This is a genomic window from Amycolatopsis circi, from assembly GCF_003385235.1.
GTDB classification, from domain to species: Bacteria; Actinomycetota; Actinomycetes; order Mycobacteriales; family Pseudonocardiaceae; genus Amycolatopsis; species Amycolatopsis circi.
Map to the genome: position 1 here is coordinate 42,262 of NZ_PQIA01000026.1, position 18,223 is coordinate 60,484.

21 protein-coding genes and 2 pseudogenes are annotated in these 18,223 nt (G+C 68.7%); 15 read left to right on the forward strand and 8 right to left on the reverse strand.

Annotation, left to right across the window (positions count from 1 at the left end):
• Window positions 1–9 precede the first annotated feature (9 nt).
• The gene (locus D0D37_RS14335; RefSeq protein ID WP_116201019.1) at window positions 10–1,530 is read left to right on the forward strand and encodes an FAD-binding oxidoreductase; all 1,521 of its coding nucleotides are present in this window, start codon (window positions 10–12) and stop codon (window positions 1,528–1,530) included.
• A gap of 135 nt (window positions 1,531–1,665) precedes the next feature.
• Here the strand turns inward: D0D37_RS14335 and D0D37_RS14340 are convergent, their stop codons facing one another.
• Window positions 1,666–2,112 carry a VOC family protein gene (locus tag D0D37_RS14340; protein ID WP_116201020.1) on the reverse strand — a complete coding sequence of 149 codons (447 nt, stop codon included), beginning with the start codon at window positions 2,110–2,112 and terminating at the stop codon, window positions 1,666–1,668.
• A 112-nt stretch (window positions 2,113–2,224) separates the two neighbouring features.
• Here D0D37_RS14340 and D0D37_RS14345 point away from each other — a divergent pair, with 112 nt between their 5' ends.
• Window positions 2,225–3,127: a S66 peptidase family protein gene (locus D0D37_RS14345; RefSeq protein WP_208719946.1), complete on the forward strand. Its 903-nt coding sequence runs from the start codon at window positions 2,225–2,227 to the stop codon at window positions 3,125–3,127.
• Here D0D37_RS14345 and D0D37_RS14350 read toward each other — a convergent pair.
• Together D0D37_RS14350 and D0D37_RS14355 are read right to left on the reverse strand one after the other, a co-directional pair.
• Window positions 3,120–3,584 carry a dihydrofolate reductase gene (locus D0D37_RS14350; RefSeq protein WP_116201022.1) on the reverse strand — a complete coding sequence of 155 codons (465 nt, stop codon included), beginning with the start codon at window positions 3,582–3,584 and terminating at the stop codon, window positions 3,120–3,122. The genes D0D37_RS14345 and D0D37_RS14350 overlap by 8 nt on opposite strands.
• A complete protein-coding gene (locus D0D37_RS14355; RefSeq protein ID WP_116201023.1) occupies window positions 3,584–4,381 on the reverse strand; it encodes a thymidylate synthase in 798 nt (265 codons plus the stop codon). Before D0D37_RS14355 ends, D0D37_RS14350 begins: the two co-directional genes overlap by 1 nt.
• 103 nt (window positions 4,382–4,484) lie before the next feature.
• Here D0D37_RS14355 and D0D37_RS14360 point away from each other — a divergent pair, with 103 nt between their 5' ends.
• From D0D37_RS14360 to D0D37_RS14380, 6 genes are all read left to right on the forward strand, one after another.
• Window positions 4,485–5,693, forward strand: a complete 1,209-nt coding sequence (locus D0D37_RS14360) for a cytochrome P450 (protein ID WP_116201024.1) — start codon at window positions 4,485–4,487, stop codon at window positions 5,691–5,693.
• Window positions 5,694–5,713: 20 nt separating this feature from the next.
• Complete coding sequence (locus tag D0D37_RS14365; protein ID WP_116201025.1) at window positions 5,714–6,121, forward strand: hypothetical protein; 408 nt, start codon at window positions 5,714–5,716, stop codon at window positions 6,119–6,121.
• A 29-nt stretch (window positions 6,122–6,150) separates the two neighbouring features.
• Window positions 6,151–6,351, forward strand: a complete 201-nt coding sequence (locus tag D0D37_RS46605; protein ID WP_162834241.1) for a hypothetical protein — start codon at window positions 6,151–6,153, stop codon at window positions 6,349–6,351.
• A 74-nt stretch (window positions 6,352–6,425) separates the two neighbouring features.
• Window positions 6,426–6,839: a TetR family transcriptional regulator C-terminal domain-containing protein gene (locus D0D37_RS14370; RefSeq protein ID WP_208719947.1), complete on the forward strand. Its 414-nt coding sequence runs from the start codon at window positions 6,426–6,428 to the stop codon at window positions 6,837–6,839.
• A gap of 252 nt (window positions 6,840–7,091) precedes the next feature.
• Window positions 7,092–7,775: a papain-like cysteine protease family protein gene (locus D0D37_RS14375; protein ID WP_116201026.1), complete on the forward strand. Its 684-nt coding sequence runs from the start codon at window positions 7,092–7,094 to the stop codon at window positions 7,773–7,775.
• A gap of 9 nt (window positions 7,776–7,784) precedes the next feature.
• Window positions 7,785–8,570 carry a hypothetical protein gene (locus tag D0D37_RS14380; protein WP_116201027.1) on the forward strand — a complete coding sequence of 262 codons (786 nt, stop codon included), beginning with the start codon at window positions 7,785–7,787 and terminating at the stop codon, window positions 8,568–8,570.
• Here the strand turns inward: D0D37_RS14380 and D0D37_RS14385 are convergent.
• Window positions 8,557–9,492 carry a helix-turn-helix domain-containing protein gene (locus D0D37_RS14385; RefSeq protein WP_116201028.1) on the reverse strand — a complete coding sequence of 312 codons (936 nt, stop codon included), beginning with the start codon at window positions 9,490–9,492 and terminating at the stop codon, window positions 8,557–8,559. The two genes, D0D37_RS14380 and D0D37_RS14385, sit on opposite strands and share 14 nt — an antisense overlap.
• Window positions 9,493–9,599: 107 nt before the next feature.
• Window positions 9,600–10,040, reverse strand: a complete 441-nt coding sequence (locus D0D37_RS14390) for a MarR family winged helix-turn-helix transcriptional regulator (RefSeq protein ID WP_208719948.1) — start codon at window positions 10,038–10,040, stop codon at window positions 9,600–9,602.
• Between the two features lie 130 nt (window positions 10,041–10,170).
• Between D0D37_RS14390 and D0D37_RS14395 the strand changes: the two genes are divergently transcribed.
• Entirely contained in the window at window positions 10,171–11,238 is a 1,068-nt protein-coding gene (locus D0D37_RS14395; protein WP_116201029.1) for an LLM class flavin-dependent oxidoreductase, read from the forward strand.
• Complete coding sequence (locus D0D37_RS14400) at window positions 11,235–11,780, forward strand: NAD(P)H-dependent oxidoreductase (protein WP_208719949.1); 546 nt, start codon at window positions 11,235–11,237, stop codon at window positions 11,778–11,780. The genes D0D37_RS14395 and D0D37_RS14400 overlap by 4 nt, the downstream gene beginning before the upstream one ends.
• On the opposite strand, the gene D0D37_RS14405 is transcribed toward D0D37_RS14400, so the two are convergent.
• Window positions 11,765–12,640, reverse strand: coding sequence for a LysR family transcriptional regulator (locus D0D37_RS14405; RefSeq protein WP_116201030.1), 876 nt, complete (start codon window positions 12,638–12,640; stop codon window positions 11,765–11,767). The two genes, D0D37_RS14400 and D0D37_RS14405, sit on opposite strands and share 16 nt — an antisense overlap.
• 107 nt (window positions 12,641–12,747) lie before the next feature.
• Here D0D37_RS14405 and D0D37_RS14410 point away from each other — a divergent pair, with 107 nt between their 5' ends.
• Together D0D37_RS14410 and D0D37_RS14415 are read left to right on the forward strand one after the other, a co-directional pair.
• Window positions 12,748–13,137, forward strand: a complete 390-nt coding sequence (locus D0D37_RS14410) for a hypothetical protein (protein ID WP_425266939.1) — start codon at window positions 12,748–12,750, stop codon at window positions 13,135–13,137.
• A complete protein-coding gene (locus tag D0D37_RS14415) occupies window positions 13,134–14,708 on the forward strand; it encodes a multicopper oxidase family protein (protein ID WP_116201031.1) in 1,575 nt (524 codons plus the stop codon). Before D0D37_RS14410 ends, D0D37_RS14415 begins: the two co-directional genes overlap by 4 nt.
• 108 nt (window positions 14,709–14,816) lie before the next feature.
• Here D0D37_RS14415 and D0D37_RS14420 read toward each other — a convergent pair.
• A pseudogene (locus tag D0D37_RS14420) lies at window positions 14,817–15,303 on the reverse strand (response regulator transcription factor); the annotation flags it as partial.
• A gap of 1 nt (window position 15,304) precedes the next feature.
• On the opposite strand from D0D37_RS14420, the pseudogene D0D37_RS14425 reads away from it, so the two are divergent.
• A pseudogene (locus D0D37_RS14425) lies at window positions 15,305–15,610 on the forward strand (ABC transporter permease); the annotation flags it as partial.
• Between the two features lie 272 nt (window positions 15,611–15,882).
• The gene (locus D0D37_RS14430; RefSeq protein ID WP_116201032.1) at window positions 15,883–16,521 is read left to right on the forward strand and encodes a helix-turn-helix transcriptional regulator; all 639 of its coding nucleotides are present in this window, start codon (window positions 15,883–15,885) and stop codon (window positions 16,519–16,521) included.
• A gap of 182 nt (window positions 16,522–16,703) precedes the next feature.
• Here D0D37_RS14430 and D0D37_RS14435 read toward each other — a convergent pair whose 3' ends face one another.
• Window positions 16,704–17,327 (reverse strand): response regulator transcription factor, encoded by a 624-nt coding sequence (locus tag D0D37_RS14435; RefSeq protein ID WP_244223511.1) that lies wholly within the window; start codon window positions 17,325–17,327, stop codon window positions 16,704–16,706.
• 158 nt (window positions 17,328–17,485) lie between these two features.
• Here D0D37_RS14435 and D0D37_RS14440 point away from each other — a divergent pair, with 158 nt between their 5' ends.
• A complete protein-coding gene (locus D0D37_RS14440) occupies window positions 17,486–18,061 on the forward strand; it encodes a TetR/AcrR family transcriptional regulator (RefSeq protein WP_116201033.1) in 576 nt (191 codons plus the stop codon).
• Window positions 18,062–18,223: the final 162 nt, after the last annotated feature.

Below are 18,223 nucleotides of genomic sequence, written 5' to 3' on the forward strand. Positions count from 1 at the left end.
GATTAGTCTATGCTGGCGGCGTCGGACAAGGGGAATCTCGGGCGGGCCAGCGGGTTTCTTCTCGTGCGCGCGGGCCGCCGAGCCGTGGAGGGGTCGTCCATGTCGTTGAGCCGTCGTCGTCTTTTGCAGTTGTCCGCGGTCGCGGCGGGCACAGCCGTGATCGGGACCGGAACCGTCGCCGAGGCCGCCGGAAAGGAGCCGGACTGGGCCGCGTTGCGCAGACGGCTGCACGGCGCGCTGCTGCAGCGAAATGACGCTGGCTACGAGGAAATCCGCCCGCCGTTCAACCTCCTTTACGACGATCGCTACCCGCCGGCGATCGCGCGCTGCACAGACGTCGACGATGTCCGGAAGTGCCTGGCTTTCGCCGCGGAAAACAAAATCAAGTTCGCGGCCCGCAGCGGCGGGCACAGTTATGTCGCATATTCCACTCCCGGCGACGGATTGGTCGCGGATCTCAAGCTGATGAACCGCGTGGAGGTCTGCCGGAACGGCACCGCGGTCGTCGGCGCGGGCACGCGGTTGATCGATGTCTATCACGCGCTGGCTGCCGAGGGACGCGCCTTGCCGGGCGGCACGTGCGGTTCGGTCGGCATCGCCGGGCTCACCCTCGGCGGCGGAATCGGCGTGCTGATGCGGAAGTACGGACTGACCTGCGACCACCTGGCCGGCGCGAAAGTGGTGACGCCGCGCGATCTTCGCGTGCATTCGGTCGATCCGGGTTCGAACCTCGGCTGGGCACTCACCGGCGGAGGCGGCGGGAACTTCGGCATCACCACGGAATTCACCTTCCGCACAGTGCCCGCGCCGCCGCGAGTCACGGTGTTCGTGGTGAACTTCCCCGAGGGCTCGGGCACCGACGTCTACGGTGCCTGGCAGGACTGGATCACTGCCGCGCCAAGGGAATTCTGGTCGAACATCTCGGTGCTCGGCGGTCCGAATCCGGCCGCCGGCGTCCCCGGCTGTCTCCTCGGCGGCGAACAACAGGCACGCGAACTGATTGCCGACCTGGAGCGCCGGGCCGGGGTCAAGGGCACCATCAGCGGATTCCAGGAGACGGACTACCTCGGTGCGATGGATTTCTGGTCCGGAAGCCTGGGGCGTCGTCGATTCATGGCCGCCTCCCGGGTGCTGGCGAAGAAAGCCGACCCGGCGCAGCTGAGCGCGCTTGTCACCGGCGAGACCAAGATCGCGCTGGAAGTGAACCCGCTCGACGCGGCGGTCTCCGACCCCCGTCCTACCGACACCGCGTTCGCCCACCGCGGCGTTTTCGGCGACGTGCAGGTCTACCTGAGCGCCGACCCGGGCGTCGACCGGGAGACCGCGAAGCGGGAAGTGAACGACGTCCAGGCGCGGCTGGCGAAATTCGCCACCGGCGGCGCGTACGTCAACTACATCAACGACGACCAGAAGGACTGGGCCACCGCGTATTACGGGGTGAACCTTCCGACGCTCCGGGCGGTAGCGGCGAAGTACGACCCGAGTGGGGTGCTCGCGTTCGAGCAGGGTCTCTCGCCGCGCCCGGTGTGAAAGCCGGTCTGCGGCCGGCGCAGGACTCCGGCCGCAGACCGGCGGGCTAGACATACGGCGACGACGTCCGTGAGGGGAACCCTGAGGGAATCAGAGTCCCTCAGGGTTCCCCTCACGGACTTCTCTCGGGAATGGCTAGGCGGCGACCTGCAGGATCCAGGTGACGCCGAAGCGGTCCCGGAGCATGCCGAACGCCGGGGCCCACTGCGACGGGCCGAACGGCTCGATCACCGTGGCGTCCTCGGCCAGCTTCTTCCAGAACTCGCCGACCTCGTCGACGGAATCGCCGCCGACCGACAGGAAGAACTTCTCCGTGGTGACGGTCATCCCGTTCTCGCGGGTCGTCTCTCCGACCGGCGCGGCGGCGGCGAGGCCGGGGATGTCGTAGGCCATCACCTGGAACCCGTTCTCGCCGACGACTTGACCGAACACGACGTGGTCCGCGCCGGGCGCGTCCTTCGGCATGCCGAAGTCGCCGTACGTGGCGACCCGGGCCTCCCCGCCGAACACCGACTGGTAGAACTCGAGCGCCTCCCTGGCCTCGCCCCGGAAGTTCAAGTGGGCGACGGCGTGCACTGCCATGATTTCGGCTCCTAGCTTCTCCGCCGGACTCGTTCCGGCGCTGGAATCGAGACTCGCAGCAGTAGCGGTCAGGCAGTGGCCGCTACCGCGCGAAATCTGCGAAAGTGCTCAGGTGACCGACGTCGTGCTGCCGCCGAAGCTCCAACGCGGAGACCGCGTCCGGCTCGTCTCCCCGGCGAGCTGGCCCACCGCCGAACTGCTCGCGGAATCCGTGCGGACACTGGAAAATTGGGGCCTGACCGTCGAGGTAGGCAAGCACGCCCTCGACCGGCACGGCTACCTCGCCGGGCTCGACGAGGACCGGTTAGCCGACCTCAACGACGCCTACCGCGACCCCGGCGTGCGCGCGGTCATCGCGACTCGCGGCGGGGCCGGGGCGTACCGGATCGCCGACGGGGTCGATTTCGCGGCCGTGCGCGCGGATCCCAAGCCGCTCATGGGGTTCAGCGACATCACCAACCTGCACCTCGCGCTGTGGCAGCACTGCCGGATCGCCGGAATCCACGGCTTCCTCGCCGGTGAGCGCTCCGCCGAATCGACCCGGCGGCTGCTGTTCGAACCGGAACCCACGACGCTGCACCGGGACCCGAACGCGCTCACCGCCGCGGTCTCGTTTCCCGGGACGGCCACCGGGAACCTGGTCGGCGGGCATCTCGGCACCATCATCGGGTTCATCGGAGCCGGTCTGCCCAGCCTCGACGGCGCGATCCTCTTCCTCGAAGCCCCGCGCGCGATCGGGCTGGGACAGGTCGACCGGCAGCTGACGCACCTCATGCGGTCCGGTTCGCTGCGCGGTCTGCGCGGGGTCGCACTCGGCCGGTTCCCCGGGTTCGAGGACTACACCGACCGCGGCTGGACCGTCCTCGACGTGTTGCGCGACCGGCTCGGCGCGCTGGACGTCCCGGTGCTCGGCGGCATCGACGTCGGCCACGGCGACGCCCCGTTGTCGCTCCCGCTCGGGCCGATCGCGAAGCTGGAAGCGGACACGCTCACCGTCGGGCCAGCGGTCAGCTAGAACCCCAGCTCAGGTGCCGGAAGTGCAGTCCGTTCTTCGACTCCTGCCACTCCCCGACGGTGTCCGGCTCCCGGCCGATCTCCGGCGCGTAGACGTCGCCCTCGAAGGACTCGCGGAGTTCGGTCACCTCGATCCGGTCGGCGAACGGCAGCGACTCCTCATACATCCGCGCGCCGCCCATCACCCACACGTCGCCGTCGGCGGCCGCAAGCGCTTGCTCCAAGCCGGGGAACGTCTCCGCGCCGTCCTGCGGCGTGCGCGAGACCACCAGGTTTCGCCGTCCCGGCAGCGGCCGGAAGCGCTCCGGCAGCGACTCCCACGTGCGCCGTCCCATGAGCACGGTCGCGCCCGCGGTCACGGTGCGGAAGTGCTTCATGTCCTCCGGGATGTGCCACGGCAACGCGTTGTCGCGGCCGATGACGCGGTTCGCCGACTGTGCCCAGATGAGTCCGATCATCAGACTGCCACCGGGGCCTTGATGCCGGGGTGCGGGTCGTAGCCCTCGATCGCGATGTCCTCGTAGCGGTACTCGAACAGGCTCTCCGCCGGCTTCAGGCTCAGCGACGGGAACGGCCGCGCGTCCCGGGAAAGCTGCTTGCGCACCTGGTCGACGTGGTTGTCGTAGATGTGGCAGTCGCCCCCGGTCCAGACGAAATCGCCGACGCGCAGGCCGACCTGGTCGGCGATCATGTGCGTCAGCAGGGCGTAGCTCGCGATGTTGAACGGGACGCCGAGGAAGAGGTCCGCGCTGCGCTGGTAGAGCTGGCAGGACAGCTCGCCCTCAGCCACGTAGAACTGGAAGAACGCGTGGCACGGTGGGAGCGCCATCTGCGGGATATCTCCGACGTTCCACGCTGAGACGATGATCCGCCGGGAATCCGGGTTCTCCTTCAGGGTGTGCAGCACCTCGCTGATCTGGTCGACGTGGCCACCGTCGGGCGTCGGCCAGGAGCGCCATTGTACGCCGTACACCGGACCGAGGTCGCCGTCCTCGGCGGCCCACTCGTCCCAGATTGTGACGCCGTGGTCACGCAGCCAGTTGACGTTCGAGTCTCCGCGCAGGAACCACAGCAGTTCGTACGCGATGGAGCGGAAGTGCACCTTTTTCGTGGTGATCAGCGGGAATCCGTCGGCCAGCCGGTAGCGCAGCTGGTGCCCGAAAACCGACCGGGTGCCCGTCCCGGTGCGATCTCCCTTCCGGGCTCCCGTGTCGAGCACGTGCTGAAGCAGGTCTTCGTACTGCGTGTCCGGCATGCCTGCGAATGTAGCCGAGACTGCGCGGTGCCAGCCGGATATCAGCCGGATGTCAGCCGCCGCGGTGACGCTGGTCGCACCACCACAGGGAGGGGATCCGAAGATGACACGCCCACCTGGCCTGCCTCTCGACCGCGACGCAGGCCCGTTCGCTCCGCCGTCCGCCATCACCCGGCTGCGGGAGACCCGGCCGGTGAGCCCGCTGAAGTTCCCGGACGGCCACGACGGCTGGCTGGTCACCGGCTACGACGCGGTCCGCCAGGCGCTGGCCGACCCGCGGTTCAGCTCGCGCCAGGACCTCGGCCCGCAGCACGTGCCCTACGAGATGCCGAGCATGCCGGCGGGTCCGGACGGGTTCGAACCGTCGCCGCAGGTGCCCGGCCTGTTCATCTCGATGGACCCGCCGGACCACACCCGGCTGCGCAGGAAGCTCACCGGCGCGTTCACCGTCAACCGGATGAAACGGCTCGAGGAGCACATCGCCGAAATCGCGGAGCAGCAGCTCGAACACCTCGCCGAATGCCCGCAGCCGGTCGACCTGGTGACGGAATTCGCGCTGCCGGTGCCGTCGCTGGTGATCTGTGAAATGCTTGGGGTGCCGTACGCGGACCGGGAAATGTTCCAGAAGAATTCCTCGCAGATCATGGTTCGGGACCAGAGCGTCGAGGACAAGATCGCCGCCTGGACAGCGATCTCGTCGTACCTCGGCGAACTCGCGGTGAGCAAGCGCGCGGAACCCGGTTCGGACATCCTGTCCGACCTGGCCCGCGACGACGACCTCAGCATCGAGGAACTCGTCGGCATCGGATTCCTGCTGCTGCTCGCCGGGCACGAAACGACGGCGAACATGCTGGCGCTCGGGACTTTCGCGTTGCTGGAGAACCCGGAGCAGATGTCCGCGCTGCGCGCCGATCCGGACCTGATTCCCGGCGCGGTCGAGGAATTGCTGCGTTATCTCGCGGTGGTCGACGTCCTTTTCCGTTACGCCTCCGAAGATCTCGAACTCGGCGGCGAAAAGATCAGCAAGGGGTCGACCGTCCTCGTTTCCATGCTGGCCGCCAACCGCGATCCTTCGCATTTTCCCGACGGCGAATCCCTTGATGTCGAGCGGAAAGCGCGTACGCATCTGTCGTTCGGCCACGGCGTGCACCAATGCCTCGGACAGCAGCTCGCCCGGATCGAAATGCGCGCCGGATTCGCCGGGTTGCTGCGCCGCTTCCCGAAGCTCGCGCTCGCGGTCCCGCCCAGCGAGGTGCCGCTGCGGACCGGCATGAACATCTACGGCGTCCACGAGTTGCCGGTGACCTGGTAACCCGCGGATCCGTCAACGTAGTGCGCGCGGCGAGAGCCGGGCGCCCACTGGGAACGGCTGGGGGCGGAGTACGGCAACTGGTCCAAACAGGCGATGCAGCAGCACTATCGGCGGCGCGGCGGGAAACGTTCCTGGCCGACCGGGAACGCCCGTCGCGCGCCGAGTCGCCGCACCGGCTGACCGACGAAGACCTGGACCCGGCCGACGTCGCGAACGTGCGCGAGGCGATCAGCGCCCTGCTCGCCACCGCGCACGACGTCACCGAAACGCACCCGGTCGACGGGGTGTGGACCGCGGGCGAACCCGTCCTGGAGGAGATCTCGACGATCGGGCTGGAACCGTCCTTCGCGAACGGCACGTCCGACCGCAGCCCGCGCGGGACGAGCACCAGAGCTTCGCCCGCGAAGCTGACGCCGATCGCGAGCTGATACGGCCGCGCTCAGCACTGGTCAGCCCCTTGAAACCGACCGCTCCCGCGACGCCGATGGCGATCAACACCACCGGCGACGCGACCGTATCGCGCCAGTTCAACGGCTCCCCGAGCATCCGGAACACCAGCATCACCACGACGCCGGCGACCAAGCTCACAAGCACCCACCCGCTCATCGCGGACCCCCTGCCCCAAGCGCTGGACCTCGTGCGTGTTTGTGCCGGTTAGAACCGGCACAAACACGCACGAGCCCCAGCGGTGCCGGAGGACTGGCGGAACGGCGCGCGATGATGATCTTCACCATGGACCAGCTCGGACGCCGGATCGGCGAGCGCGTCGCGGTCCGCGCGGACCGGCTGCTCAACGCCGACACCGACCGCCGGACGCTTGTCGAGGACCTGCTCGCCGAGTTCCTCCCGCTCGACGACGACCGCCGGGACGAAGCGATGGCGTGGCTGGCGTTCACCGTCGCCGCCCGCACGCGTCCGGCGTTCCGCGCGAGCGCCGACGCCCAGCACCAGTACGTGCGCGACCTGATCACGCGGATCCTGCGCGAAGCCGTCGCGCTCGGCCGGCTCTCCGGGGAACTGGATCTGACCGTCGAGTCGGTCCGGCTTTCCGCTCTGCTCGACGGACTGACCATGCAGGCCGTCCTGTACCCGGATTCGACGCCGCCGGAACTGCTCCGGAAAGCGCTGCGGCGAAGCCTGCCGTAATCCTGGGTCCCTTGTGGACGAACACTCCTCCAGCGCGATTCATCGGTTGTGAACGCGCTGTGAATATTGCGAATTACCTGTCACCGCGATGAGCGAAACCGCGGCGGTGCCAGTCTTTTCCGCGCAAAACCGGCTGTGAACACTCACACGGCGTGCCGGAGCCGTTGCTCTGCGGCAACGGGCGAGCACACAGTGATGCTCGGCCGGGTCACCCCGGCAAGCTCCCTTCCCCGTCTGGCACAAGGAGATTCGATGACTTACCGACCCACCCGGAGGACAGTCCGGATTACGGTGGCGACCGGGGCAGCCGCGCTTGCCGTGGCGCTGCTGCCGGGCACCGCGCTGGCCCAGTCGACCAACGACGCGAACCAGCCGAACGGCCTCATCAAGACCGCCACGCACACCAAGGTGGTCGAAGTCCAGCCGCTCGGCGGGCACCTGAACCGCGCGGCACTGCCCGCGTCGAAGCAGCTGGACTACAACCAGCAGGTGCAGGAAAACGACCAGTGGTGCTGGGCCGCGGACGGCTCCAGCATCGAGCAGTCCCAAGGCGGCACCGCCTCGCAGGCCGATTTCTGCGCGGCGGGCAAGGGCACGCAGTCCGGGTACTGCCCGAACGAAGGCGGCCAGATCTCGGAAATCGTGCAGGGCTTCCAGGGCACCGGGTTCTCCGCGCAGAACGCGAACGGACCGATCAGCTACGACTCGATCCAGAACCAGGTCAACTCCGGAATCCTGAACCTGACCGGCATCTACTGGACCTCCGGCGGCGGCCACGCCGAGGTGATCTACGGATACGACAGCTCGAACAACTCGATCATGCTCGGCGACCCGTGGCCGAGCTACCAGCGGTACCAGACCTGGGATTACAACCAGTACCAGAGCAACGCCCAGTTCACCTGGAACGACACCGTCGTCAACATCAAGAAGGGCTGACGAGCCGCCATGGGTGAGATCTGCCGGAAGTTCGCCGCCGGCGCGGCGATCGCGGTCGCGGCGCTCCTGTCCGCCGGTCCCGCCGAGGCCGCCGGGGCCTCGTGGGTCGCGCCGCCGTCGGAGCAGGACGTCGCGGCCGCGGTCAAAGCCGCGGAAACGGCGCGCGCGATCAGTTTCGCCACGTCGAACTTCCGGCAGGTCGACCACGGCGAGCCCGGCCGGATCACGGTCGGGCACAAGGGAATCCCGGTCTACACGCTCAATCCCGACTTCGTCGCGGCGAAGCCGGGAGCCCCGGCCGGGGTGCTGCGGTCGATCGCGGTGACCGCCACCGCGGCCACCGGTGCGAAAGCCACCCTCCGCGCCGCGCCCGACCGCGCCGCGCCGAGCGGCTGGTCGGTCGGGAACGTGTTGTCCGGCAACGACGAGGAGACGCTCAGCGCCCGGCTGCGCCCGGGTTCGGTGCTGCTGAACGAACCGCAGATCAACGGGTGGTACGACCTCGGCCGCGACGGCGTCGTGCTCCTGCAGGCCAGCCTTCCCCAGTCGCCGGTCGGCCAGTTCACGCCGATCGCCGACTACGAGCAGCAGGTGCACTCCCGCTATGGCGACAAACTGCCCGGTTCGCAGTACCAGCGAGGCGGCGGGATCGGGTTCAAGCAGACCGTCCAGCAGCGCGACACCGGACCGGCCGGTTCGCTGACCGTCGGGCTGATCGTGCTCGGCTCCGCGGTGGCGGCGGGCGGCGCGTTCCTGTTGTGGCGCTGGACGAAACGGCGGATCAGTCCCAAATGAGATCGACTCCGGCGATGCCTACGCCGAGTTCCTCGAAGTAGGCGCTGACCGTGTTCCCCGGCCCGCAGAAAAGCGGCTCGCGGACCAGCAGTTCCAGGTCCTCCCTCGGCCGGATGGTCCGCAGGCAGCGCGCGGGCAGCGCGGCCGGGTCGAAGCGCAGCCGCAGCAGGTACGCCGACATGCGGGAGCGCACGACCCGGTGGAAATTCCCCGGCCGGACCGAGGCGGCGGGACGCAGCGTGAACCCGAACGTGTGCGTCTCCCCCTCGGCGAGGCCGCGGTCGAAGAGCACCTCGAACACCATCCCCGCCGACTGGACGCTGCGCCGCACCCGCCCGACGCGGCAGCCGTCGACCGCGATGATCTCGGTCGCGGTGACGTCGCTGCCGTCCTCGTCCTGGTGCGTGACCAGGAAGCTGTCCGGACCGGATCTTCGGGCCCGCACCACCATGGTCGACGTGATCTCCTCGGTCCGGCCTTGCGCGCCGAGCGTCAGCACGTCTACCACGGTCGCGACGTCGAGGTCCGCGTTCTCCTCGCTGCCGGGCATCCCGCTCAGCTCGTCACGCAGCGCGAACGTTTCGGCCCAGCTCTGCTGGAGTTCCGGCAGCGACGGCCTGCGGTCGGCGTCGGCGGTCCGGTGCGGCCCGATCAGCACGACCAGGCTGTCCGGCGGCAGGTTCAGGACCGATTCCAGAGCGCGCACGACGTCGAGCGACCGCGGGGCGGACGGGCTGCGCAATCCGCGCTGCCAGTAACTCAGCGTGGACTCGGCGACCGAAACCCCGTGCGCGGCGAGATGCGCGCGAAGGCGGGAAAGGGACAGCCCGCGCCGGTCGACGGCCTCGGACAACGCGCGGTGGAACGGTCCGGACCGGATTGTTCGCGACGACCACCGGACCGCCAAGCTCTGCTGCTGCATCTGGCTTCCCCTGCTCGTACCGAATAACTGTTCAGCATGAGCAGTTCGTGACCGGGCAACAACCGTCCATGGTCGAGAATCGGACATTTCCCCGCACTTGGAGAGGCTCAGCCGTCCTCGAGGGTCCGCCAGATGCCCGCCAGAAGGCGCAGCTGGTCGTCGTCCAGCCGGTCGAAGAACAGCGTCCGCAGGTCCTCGTGGTGCCGGCGGCGGGCTTTGCGGATCAGCGCACGGCCCTGCGCGGTCAAAACGGCGTCGAAGCTGCGGGCGTCTGCCGCCGATTGGCGGCGCTCGATCAGCCCTCGGCCGACGAGCCGGTCGGCCAGCCGGGTGAAGCCGCCGGTGGACATCAGGCGGCGCTGAGCGAGGTCGGTCATCCGCATGCCCGCGTCGCCGGCTTCGGCCAACAGGGCCAGCACGCTGTACTCCGCCATGCTCACGTTCAGCGGCGCGAGCCCGTCCGCCAGTGCGCGCCACAGCCGCTCGTGCGTGAAGAGGAACCCGCTCCACGCCTCCTGTTCCAGGTCTCGCAGCCCGTCGCTCGCCATGGCGACACGGTAACCGGGACCCGGCAAACGGGTGATCGCGGCCACCGCCGGAAATAGTTGTCTGCGCAGACAGGTTAATTCCGGCAGGCTCGGCCGCGGCGTGCGACCGGGCGCCCGAAAGGAGTCGGCCATGGCTGAACCGCAGACCGCGCAGGCCGTTGAAGCGCGTCCGTTCGAAATCGGCATCCTGACGTTCGGAGAACTCACCAGGGACCCGGTTTCCGGCGCGCTCCCCTCGCCGCGGCAGCGGGCGCGCGAGACGATCGAGCAGGCACAACTCGCCGACGAGGTCGGACTGGACGTCTTCGGCGTTGGCGAGCACCACCGCACCGACTTCGTCGGGTCCGCGCCCACGATCCTGCTCGCCGCGGCCGCCGAGCGCACCGAACGGATCCGGCTGACCAGCGCGGTGACCGTGCTGAGTTCCGAGGACCCGGTGCGGGTGTGGGAGCAGTTCGCGACCATCGACCTGCTGTCCGCCGGCCGCGCCGAGATCGTCGCGGGCCGCGGGTCGTACACCGAGTCTTTCCCGCTTTTCGGCTACGACCTCGCCGATTACGCCGATCTCTTCCGCGAGAAGCTCGACCTTCTGCTGGCGATCCGCGAGCGGAACCCGTTGACCTGGAAGGGGAAGTTCCGCGCCGCACTCGATGACGCCGACATCGCGCCGCGTGCCGACGGCCTGCCGATCTGGGTGGGCGTCGGCGGGTCCGCAGCATCAGCGGTCAGCACTGGACGGCGCGGGTTGCCGATGGCGATGGCGTTGCTGCTGGGCCCGTTGACGCAGCACGAGCAGACCGCCGCGCTCTACCGGCAAGCGGCTCGGGAAGCCGGGCATGAACCGGCATCGATCAGCATCAACGTGCACGGGTACGTCGGGCGCACCAGTCAGGAGGCGCGCGAGACGATGTATCCCTACTTCGCGCAGGGCATGCTGGAGAACAACCATCAGCGCGGCGAAGGGATGCGGCTCTCCCGGTCCGCCTTCGAAGCACAGGGCTCGCCCGGGTCGGGGCTGCTGGTGGGGAGTTCGGCGGAGCTGATCGAGAAAATTCTTGCCTACCACGAGTTTTACGGCTTGAACCGGGTCCTGGTCCAGCTCGGCTTCGGCGGGATGCCGCAGAAGGAACACCTCGAAGCGATCGAACGGCTCGGCACGGAGGTCGCCCCGGTCGTGCGACGGGAGGTGCCGGCGTGAGCGGACTGCGGGTGGCGGTCGTCAACGGGAGCCCGAGCCAGCCGTCCAAGACGATGGGCCTGGTGGACGTCATCCTGGAAACTCTCGGCGGGCTGGTCCCCGTTTCGGCGGCCCGGATCGACGTTTACCGGCTGGGCCTCGCCGGAACGATCGAGCGCGCGGACGTGCCGCCGGACGTCGAGGCGGCCTTGCGGAGCGCCGAAGAAGCCGACCTGCTGATCGCGGCGACGCCGGTGTTCCGCCGCTCGTATCCCGGGATGTTCAAGCAGTTCTTCGATCTTGTCGACCAATACGCACTTGTCGACAAACCCGTCCTGCTGGCCGCGACCGGCGGCGGCGACCATCACGCGCTGGTGCTGGAGCACGCGTTGCGGCCGTTGTTCGGGTTCTTCCAGGCCCTGACGCTGCCGGTCGCGATCTTCGCTGCCAGCGGGGACTTCGACGGCACCGTGCTGTTGAACCCGCGCGTGCACGGGAGAATCCAGATCGCGGCCGAGTCCGCGGTCCGGTTCCTTCCGGCGATGGCTCAGGCCGCGAAGTAGGCCGTCGCGAATTCCGTCAACCGTTGTGCCGCGGCGGAAACGTAGGTGTCCGCTCGCTGCACCACCGTCAACGTCCGATAGCAATCCGGAACGTCCAGCTCCAGCCCGACAGCCGCCTCGTCCTTGGCGGCCTGTCGGGCTACCTCCGGTACCAGGCCGATTCCCAGCCCGCTCGCGATCAGCTGGCCGGTCGCGCCGGGTTCGTCGCTCTCGCAGGAGTAATTCGGTTCCAGTCCCGCCTCGGCGAAGAGGCGGTCCGCGAGGGTGCGCGGCCAGTAGCCGGGCCGGGTCGTCACCATGGGCTCGTTCGCGAGGTCCGCCATCCGCACGCGTTTGCGCTTCGCCAGCCGATGTGTGATGGGCACGGCGAGAAGCACCTCCTCGCGTAGTAGTTCGCGAGCCTCCAGTCCGGGTTGCTGCAGCGGCTGCGACGCGAAGCAGAGATCGACCTCGCCCGCGCACAGCTGCTGCGCCATGGTTTCCGCCGACGACTGGTACAGCCGCAGCTCGACGCCGGGGTACTCCGCGCGGAAGGCGCTCATCAGTCCGGTGAGCGTGAGCAGGGTTTCCGACGCGACGGCGACCCGGCCGTGGTCCAGGCCGGCCAGGTCGACGAGTTCCTGGCGGGCGTCGTCGAGTTCGCGCAGGGCCCGGTCGACGCGGCGCAGGAACGTGGTGCCGAAGTGGTTGAGCCGCAGCCCCCGCCCGGCGCGTTCGAACAACGGCACGCCGAGATCCGCCTCCAGCCGCGCGATGGCCCGGCTCAGCGACGGCTGCGCGATGTGCAGTTCGGCCGCCGCCTGGCTGAGGTGGCCGCGGTAGGCGACCGCCTGGAAGTAGCGCAGTTGCAGCAGGTCCATCTCATAGCTCCGAGGTCATGAGTACATGGCGGATTTGGTCTTGGACGGCATGAGAAGTTCAGCTTAGCGTCTGTTCGGGGGAAGACTCACGCGCACAAGGGGGGACAGTGGCCGAAGCGACCCACATTCGCGGGCGGACGTTGCTGGTGGTGATGCGGGCTTTCGTGACGGTGCACGCCGTCGCGATCCTGGGCCAGCCGGTGTTCGCCGGGCGGTATCTGATCGGCGACTACGACATGTTGGCGATGCACGAACTCGGCGCGAACGTCGTGTCGACCGTCGCGCTGGTGCAGCTCGTGCCTGCCGCGCTGTACTGGTGGCGCGGCGGCGTCCAATGGCCGTTCTGGGCGAGCCTGCTGATGGCCGGCGGCGAGACCGCGCAGTACTTCGCCGGTCAGGCCGGTGCCCTCGACCTGCACATTCCGCTCGGCGTCGCGCTGGTCGCGATCGCGCTCGGAACGCTGTTCGGCATCTGGCGGACCGGAGCGCGGCGATGAGCGGGATGTCGCGACGCCGGTTTCTCGGATTGGCGGGCGGTGCCGGCGCGCTGTTCACCGCCGGGTTCGTCGCCCCGCGGTTGTTGCGGCCCGCTGCCGCTACCGGAGAGCTATTGCTTAGCGAAGTGCCGCTGCCGCAACCGTTTCAGGCTCCGCTGCCGCTGCCGCCGGTGTTGAAACCAGTGTCGCGTGACGGCGGTGTCGACCGGTACGAGATCGTCCAGCGGGCGAGCACAGCCGAGATCCTGCCCGGCCTGCGTACGCCGATTTGGGGCTATCAAGGCACTTTCCCCGGCCCCACGATCGAGTCTCGCAGCGGCCGGACCACGATTGTCCGGCATCGCAACGAACTTCCGGTGCCGACGGTCGTACACCTGCACGGCGGACGCACGCCGCCGGAGTCCGACGGATACGCGACCGACCTCGTCCTGCCCGCCGACGGCCGGTATCTGGCCGGCGCCGGGCACGGGCATTCGGGGATGGCCGATCCGGACGCCATCGTTGCCACTGGCACCCGCAAGTACACGTATCCGTTGCAGCAGAAGGCCGCGATGCTCTGGTATCACGACCATCGGATGGATTTCACCGGCCCGGCCGTGTATCGCGGGCTCGCGGGCCTGCACATCATCCGCGACGCCGAGGAAGACGCCCTGCCGCTGCCGCGCGGCGAACGGGAACTTCCGTTGATGATCACCGACCGCGCGTTCGCCGAAGACGGATCAATACGGTATCCGTCGCTGGACCCTTCGCTGCGGACCGTGCCCGGTGTCGAAGACGCCTACGCTGCCGGGGTTCTCGGTGATGTGCTGCTGGTGAACGGTGCACCGTGGCCGGTCGCGGAAGTGTCGGCGACCAGGTATCGGTTGCGGTTCCTCAACGGTTCCAACGCCCGTCGCTACGACCTCGCGCTCGATCCGCCGCCCCCGAGCGGTCCTGCGTTCACACAGATCGGCTCGGATCAGGGCTTGCTGGACTCCCCGCGCGGCCACGAGCATCTGCCGATCGCGCCCGCCGAACGGTATGACCTGGTGGTCGACTTCGGTGCCTACCCGGTCGGCACTGACGTGACTCTGGTCAACCGTCTCGGGACCGGGACTACCGCACAGGTCATGCGCTTTCGAGTGGTCCGCCGGGCGAAAGACGACAGCCACATCCCGGCCAAACTGTCCGAAGCGGAGCGACTCGACCGTGCACAAGCGACCGTGACGCGCGAGTTCGCGTTCCGAAGTGGACAGTTCAACGGCCAGCACGGCTGGACCATCGGCGGCGAGGCCTTCACCCCGACCCGGATCGCAGCCCAGCCGAAACTCGGCGATGTCGAGATCTGGCGGTTCATCGCGGATCTGCACCATCCGATCCACCTGCACCTGGTGCACTTCCAGGTACTTTCCCGCGGCGGCAAGGAGCCTGCTCCGCACGACGTGGGTCGCAAGGACACTGTGGACCTTCGACCCGGCGAAGCGGTCGAGGTGATCGCGCGGTTCGACGGCTATCGCGGGCGGTACATGTTTCACTGCCACAACGCCGAGCACGAGGACATGGGGATGATGGCCACGTTCAAGACCGTCTAGCCAGGCCGAGCACCCGGCCGCCGACGGACCCGGCCCGCAACGTCCGTGAAGGACTCCTTGGGGGAATCTGATTCCCTCAAGGAGCCCTTCACGGACAGCGAGCTGGGTTCAAGCGGGCGAGGCGGCGAGGCGGTAGCCAGCTCCGGCGACCGTCTCGATCACCGGCGGCAATCCGAGCTTCCGCCGCAATGTCATCACCGTGACGCGCACCGTGTTCGTGAACGGATCGGCGTGCTCGTCCCACGCCTTCTCCAGCAACTGCTCGGCACTCACCACCGTCCCGTCCGCGCGCATCAGAACCTCCAGCACCGCGAACTCCTTCGGCGACAACGGCAGAAACCGGCCATCGCCGGACGCCTGGTGGCGCGGCAGATCCAACACCAGACCAGCCGCCTCCAACACCGGCGGCAATGCAGGACGCGCGCGGCGAGCCAGCGCATGCACCCGGGCAACCAGCTCCGCGAACACGAACGGCTTGGTCAGATAGTCATCGGCACCCAGGTTCAGACCTTCGATCCGATCAGTGACATCGGCCGCTGAGGTGAGCATCAAGACCCGCGTCGACGATCGCCGCGCACACCTCGTCGCCGTGCACGGTGATCTCGGTGCTGGAACGCCGGCGTGAGATCGGGCTGCGCCGCGCGCTCGGTGCGACCCGACGCCAGATCCGCGGGCAGTTCCTAGCCGAGTCAGTGCTGCTGTCCGGGCTGGGCGGGCTCGTCGGGGTGGTGATCGGGGTCGGCGCGACGGCGGGCTACGCGCTCAGCCAAGGCTGACCCGCAGTGCTGCCGCCGGTCGCACTCGTCGGCGGGGTGGCGGTTTCGGCCGCGGTCGGCGCGATCGCCGGGGCGTATCCGGCGATGCGGGCCGCGCGGCTTCCCCCTGCTCAGGCCCTGGCTTGAGCCCTCGGAACCGAACCGCGTGAACGCCATCCGGTCGTGCGGGCAATTATCAACACTGGACTCCCGTCTAGTGCTATGGTGCAACTACGGTTACAAGTACTAACGTTCGATTGAGTTCCTAATCAACTCCGGCCTGCCGAGGTGTCGCAGGCGCTGCCGCGGCTCGGCAGCGCGGGGGATCGCCCTCGCGCCGAACTGCGGATCCTCGGCCGAGGCGGAGGCGGGCGGAGCACGCGGCGCTGCCGCCGGGAACGACTGGTCTGTGAGCTGACATGAGCGCATTGCCCGAACGAGTGGCGGTCATCGCCAATGACCCGATCAGCGGCGAGGGTGCCGCCGCCTACCTGCGCGCCTCGCCCCGCTACGCCGTGATGGGCCCAGGCGAGGTGCCGCGCGCGGACGTCCTGCTCGTGATCGTGCCGGAGGTCCGCGAGAAAACCCTGCTCGACCTGGCCCGGATCCGCCGGACCGCTCTCGTGCCGGATGTGCGCGCGGTGCTGGTCGCGGACCGGATCGAGAAGGCCGAACTGAGCAGGCTCGGCGGATTCGGCCTGTCCGCGGTGCTGTACCGCGGTTCCGCGACGCGCGACAAGATCCTGGAAGCGCTGGCTGCCCGGGTGCCAGCGGCCGAACCTGAGGAGGTCCGCGCGACCCGGCTGACGAATGAGTTCCGCGCGAGCGAGGGCGAGGCCCGGTATCCCCGGGGTTTCCTTGACCGGCACCGGCTGCAGAGCCGCGAGGTGGAAATCCTCGGGCTGCTCGCGGACGGCTTCGGCACGGTCGAAATCGCCGACCGGATGTCGTATTCGGAGCGGACGATCAAGAACATCATCAGCACGCTGCTGGTGCGGTTCGATCTGCGAAACCGCTCGCACGCGGTCGCGTACGCGCTGCGGACCGGCATCATCTGAACGCCGTCCCACGTTGCCTCGGTCAACTTCGGCGGCGGAACACGGCGATGGCGCGCTGGGCCGCGTCAGCCGCTCCGATTCGCCGCGATCAGCTTCGGCAGCGGAACGACCTCGGCGACACCAGCAGACAGGCCAGCACGCGACGACGGCGCTCGCCGAACAGCGTCAAGCCGCTCCAGGCCTCAGATCGCGCCGTTCCGTAGCGCGTACGCCACCGCGTGCGTCCGGTTCCGCAAGTCCAGCCGCTGCGACATGTCGTGGATGACCTTCTTCACCGCACGCACGGAGAAGTTGATTTTCTCCGCGGTTTCCGCGGTGTCGAGGCCGTCGGCGAGCAGGCGCAGCACGTCGATTTCCCGTTGCGTCAGACCGGAACTGTGCGTCGGGCGCGGATCCATCGGACGGCGGAAATGGCTGAGCAGCGTGCCCAGCGCCGCCGGGGGCAGGATTCCGCCGCCGCGCGAAGCGGTCAGCACCGCGGCGGCCAGTTGCTCGCTCGACATGCGCTCGCGGTTCAGCAGGGCGACCACGTTGCACTCCACCGCCGTCAGCACCGCCGCGCCCGAGGCCTCCTCGTCGACGAGCAGGACCACCGGAGCGTCCACAGTGGCCTTCAGCCCGCGCAACGTCGACGCTACCTCCACCGACAACAGCTCGGCCGCGACGATAATGACGTCCACTTCTTCGGAAACCACGGAAAACTCGGGTCTCGCCTGCAGCCAGCTCCGGATCCCCGTGTCGGTAAGCGGATCCGCGGCTTGAATCAGCACTCGGACCGCTTCGTCGTGCACCGCCGCCCCGTTCATCCCACTCCCCCTGCCGCCGGTCCTCCCGAAGTCTCGAATCTATGGCCCCGGCGGGACGACCGGCGATCCCGCGCGGGGTAAAGACCAGGTACAGCCAGCTGTACTGCCAGCGGAACTGCCCATGGTCCCGCGATACTGGACGGGACGGAAGGACATCCATGGCACGGACGGGACGCCGCCCCGGGCAGACCGAAACGCGGGAGGCCATTCTGGCCGCCGCGCGGGACCTGTTCGGCCGGAACGGGTACGAGGGCGCGACGATCCGCGCGATCGCCGCCGAGGCGGGGGTGAATCCCGCGCTCGTGCACCATTTCTTCGGCAGCAAGGACCAGGTTTTCGCGACCGCGCTGCACCTTCCGGCCGACCCCGGCGTCGTGGTCGCCGCGATCCTCGACGGCCCGCGCTCCGAGGTCGGCGAACGCCTCGTGCGGCTGTTCTTGACGCTCTGGGAAACCCCGGCTTCGCGCGACGCGTTCTTCGGGGTGCTGCGCTCGGTCTCCACCACCGAACAGGCCGCGGACATGCTGCGCGGCTTCATCCAGGGCGCGCTGCTGGACAAGATCGCCGACGCCCTCGACATCCCGCCCCTGCGGGTCACCGGCATCGCCGCCCAGCTCGTCGGCCTGGCGATGGTCCGCTACGTCGTCCAGGTCGACCCCCTCGCTGGGGCCACGCACGAGGACGTCATCGCGTTGATCGCTCCCGCGGTGCAGCAGTACGTCGACCAGGCCTGACCCGCACCCTCCGGAACACAGCTGCCGCCCCCGGCTTCGCCCTCCCGGCCAAATGTCCGTGAGGGGAACCCTGAGGGACTCAGAGTCCGTCAGGGTTCCCCTCACGGACCTTCACCGCGCCGGAGCAATCCCCTCGGCCGCTCCCGCGCCGGTTCTTGACAG

Excerpts from the sequence above, each read along its gene's own strand:
- D0D37_RS14355 (WP_116201023.1), bottom strand. The coding sequence starts at position 4,381 with ATGCCGGACACGCAGTACGAAGACCTGCTTCAGCACGTGCTCGACACG.
- D0D37_RS14415 (WP_116201031.1), top strand. The coding sequence starts at position 13,134 with ATGAGCGGGATGTCGCGACGCCGGTTTCTCGGATTGGCGGGCGGTGCC.
- D0D37_RS14395 (WP_116201029.1), top strand. The coding sequence starts at position 10,171 with ATGGCTGAACCGCAGACCGCGCAGGCCGTTGAAGCGCGTCCGTTCGAA.
- D0D37_RS14385 (WP_116201028.1), bottom strand. The coding sequence starts at position 9,492 with ATGCAGCAGCAGAGCTTGGCGGTCCGGTGGTCGTCGCGAACAATCCGG.
- D0D37_RS14390 (WP_208719948.1), bottom strand. The coding sequence starts at position 10,040 with ATGGCGAGCGACGGGCTGCGAGACCTGGAACAGGAGGCGTGGAGCGGG.
- D0D37_RS14360 (WP_116201024.1), top strand. The coding sequence starts at position 4,485 with ATGACACGCCCACCTGGCCTGCCTCTCGACCGCGACGCAGGCCCGTTC.
- D0D37_RS14370 (WP_208719947.1), top strand. The coding sequence starts at position 6,426 with ATGGACCAGCTCGGACGCCGGATCGGCGAGCGCGTCGCGGTCCGCGCG.
- D0D37_RS14435 (WP_244223511.1), bottom strand. The coding sequence starts at position 17,327 with ATGAACGGGGCGGCGGTGCACGACGAAGCGGTCCGAGTGCTGATTCAA.
- D0D37_RS14380 (WP_116201027.1), top strand. The coding sequence starts at position 7,785 with ATGGGTGAGATCTGCCGGAAGTTCGCCGCCGGCGCGGCGATCGCGGTC.
- D0D37_RS14375 (WP_116201026.1), top strand. The coding sequence starts at position 7,092 with ATGACTTACCGACCCACCCGGAGGACAGTCCGGATTACGGTGGCGACC.
- D0D37_RS14350 (WP_116201022.1), bottom strand. The coding sequence starts at position 3,584 with ATGATCGGACTCATCTGGGCACAGTCGGCGAACCGCGTCATCGGCCGC.
- D0D37_RS14335 (WP_116201019.1), top strand. The coding sequence starts at position 10 with ATGCTGGCGGCGTCGGACAAGGGGAATCTCGGGCGGGCCAGCGGGTTT.
- D0D37_RS14440 (WP_116201033.1), top strand. The coding sequence starts at position 17,486 with ATGGCACGGACGGGACGCCGCCCCGGGCAGACCGAAACGCGGGAGGCC.
- D0D37_RS14430 (WP_116201032.1), top strand. The coding sequence starts at position 15,883 with ATGAGCGCATTGCCCGAACGAGTGGCGGTCATCGCCAATGACCCGATC.
- D0D37_RS14340 (WP_116201020.1), bottom strand. The coding sequence starts at position 2,112 with ATGGCAGTGCACGCCGTCGCCCACTTGAACTTCCGGGGCGAGGCCAGG.
- D0D37_RS14405 (WP_116201030.1), bottom strand. The coding sequence starts at position 12,640 with ATGGACCTGCTGCAACTGCGCTACTTCCAGGCGGTCGCCTACCGCGGC.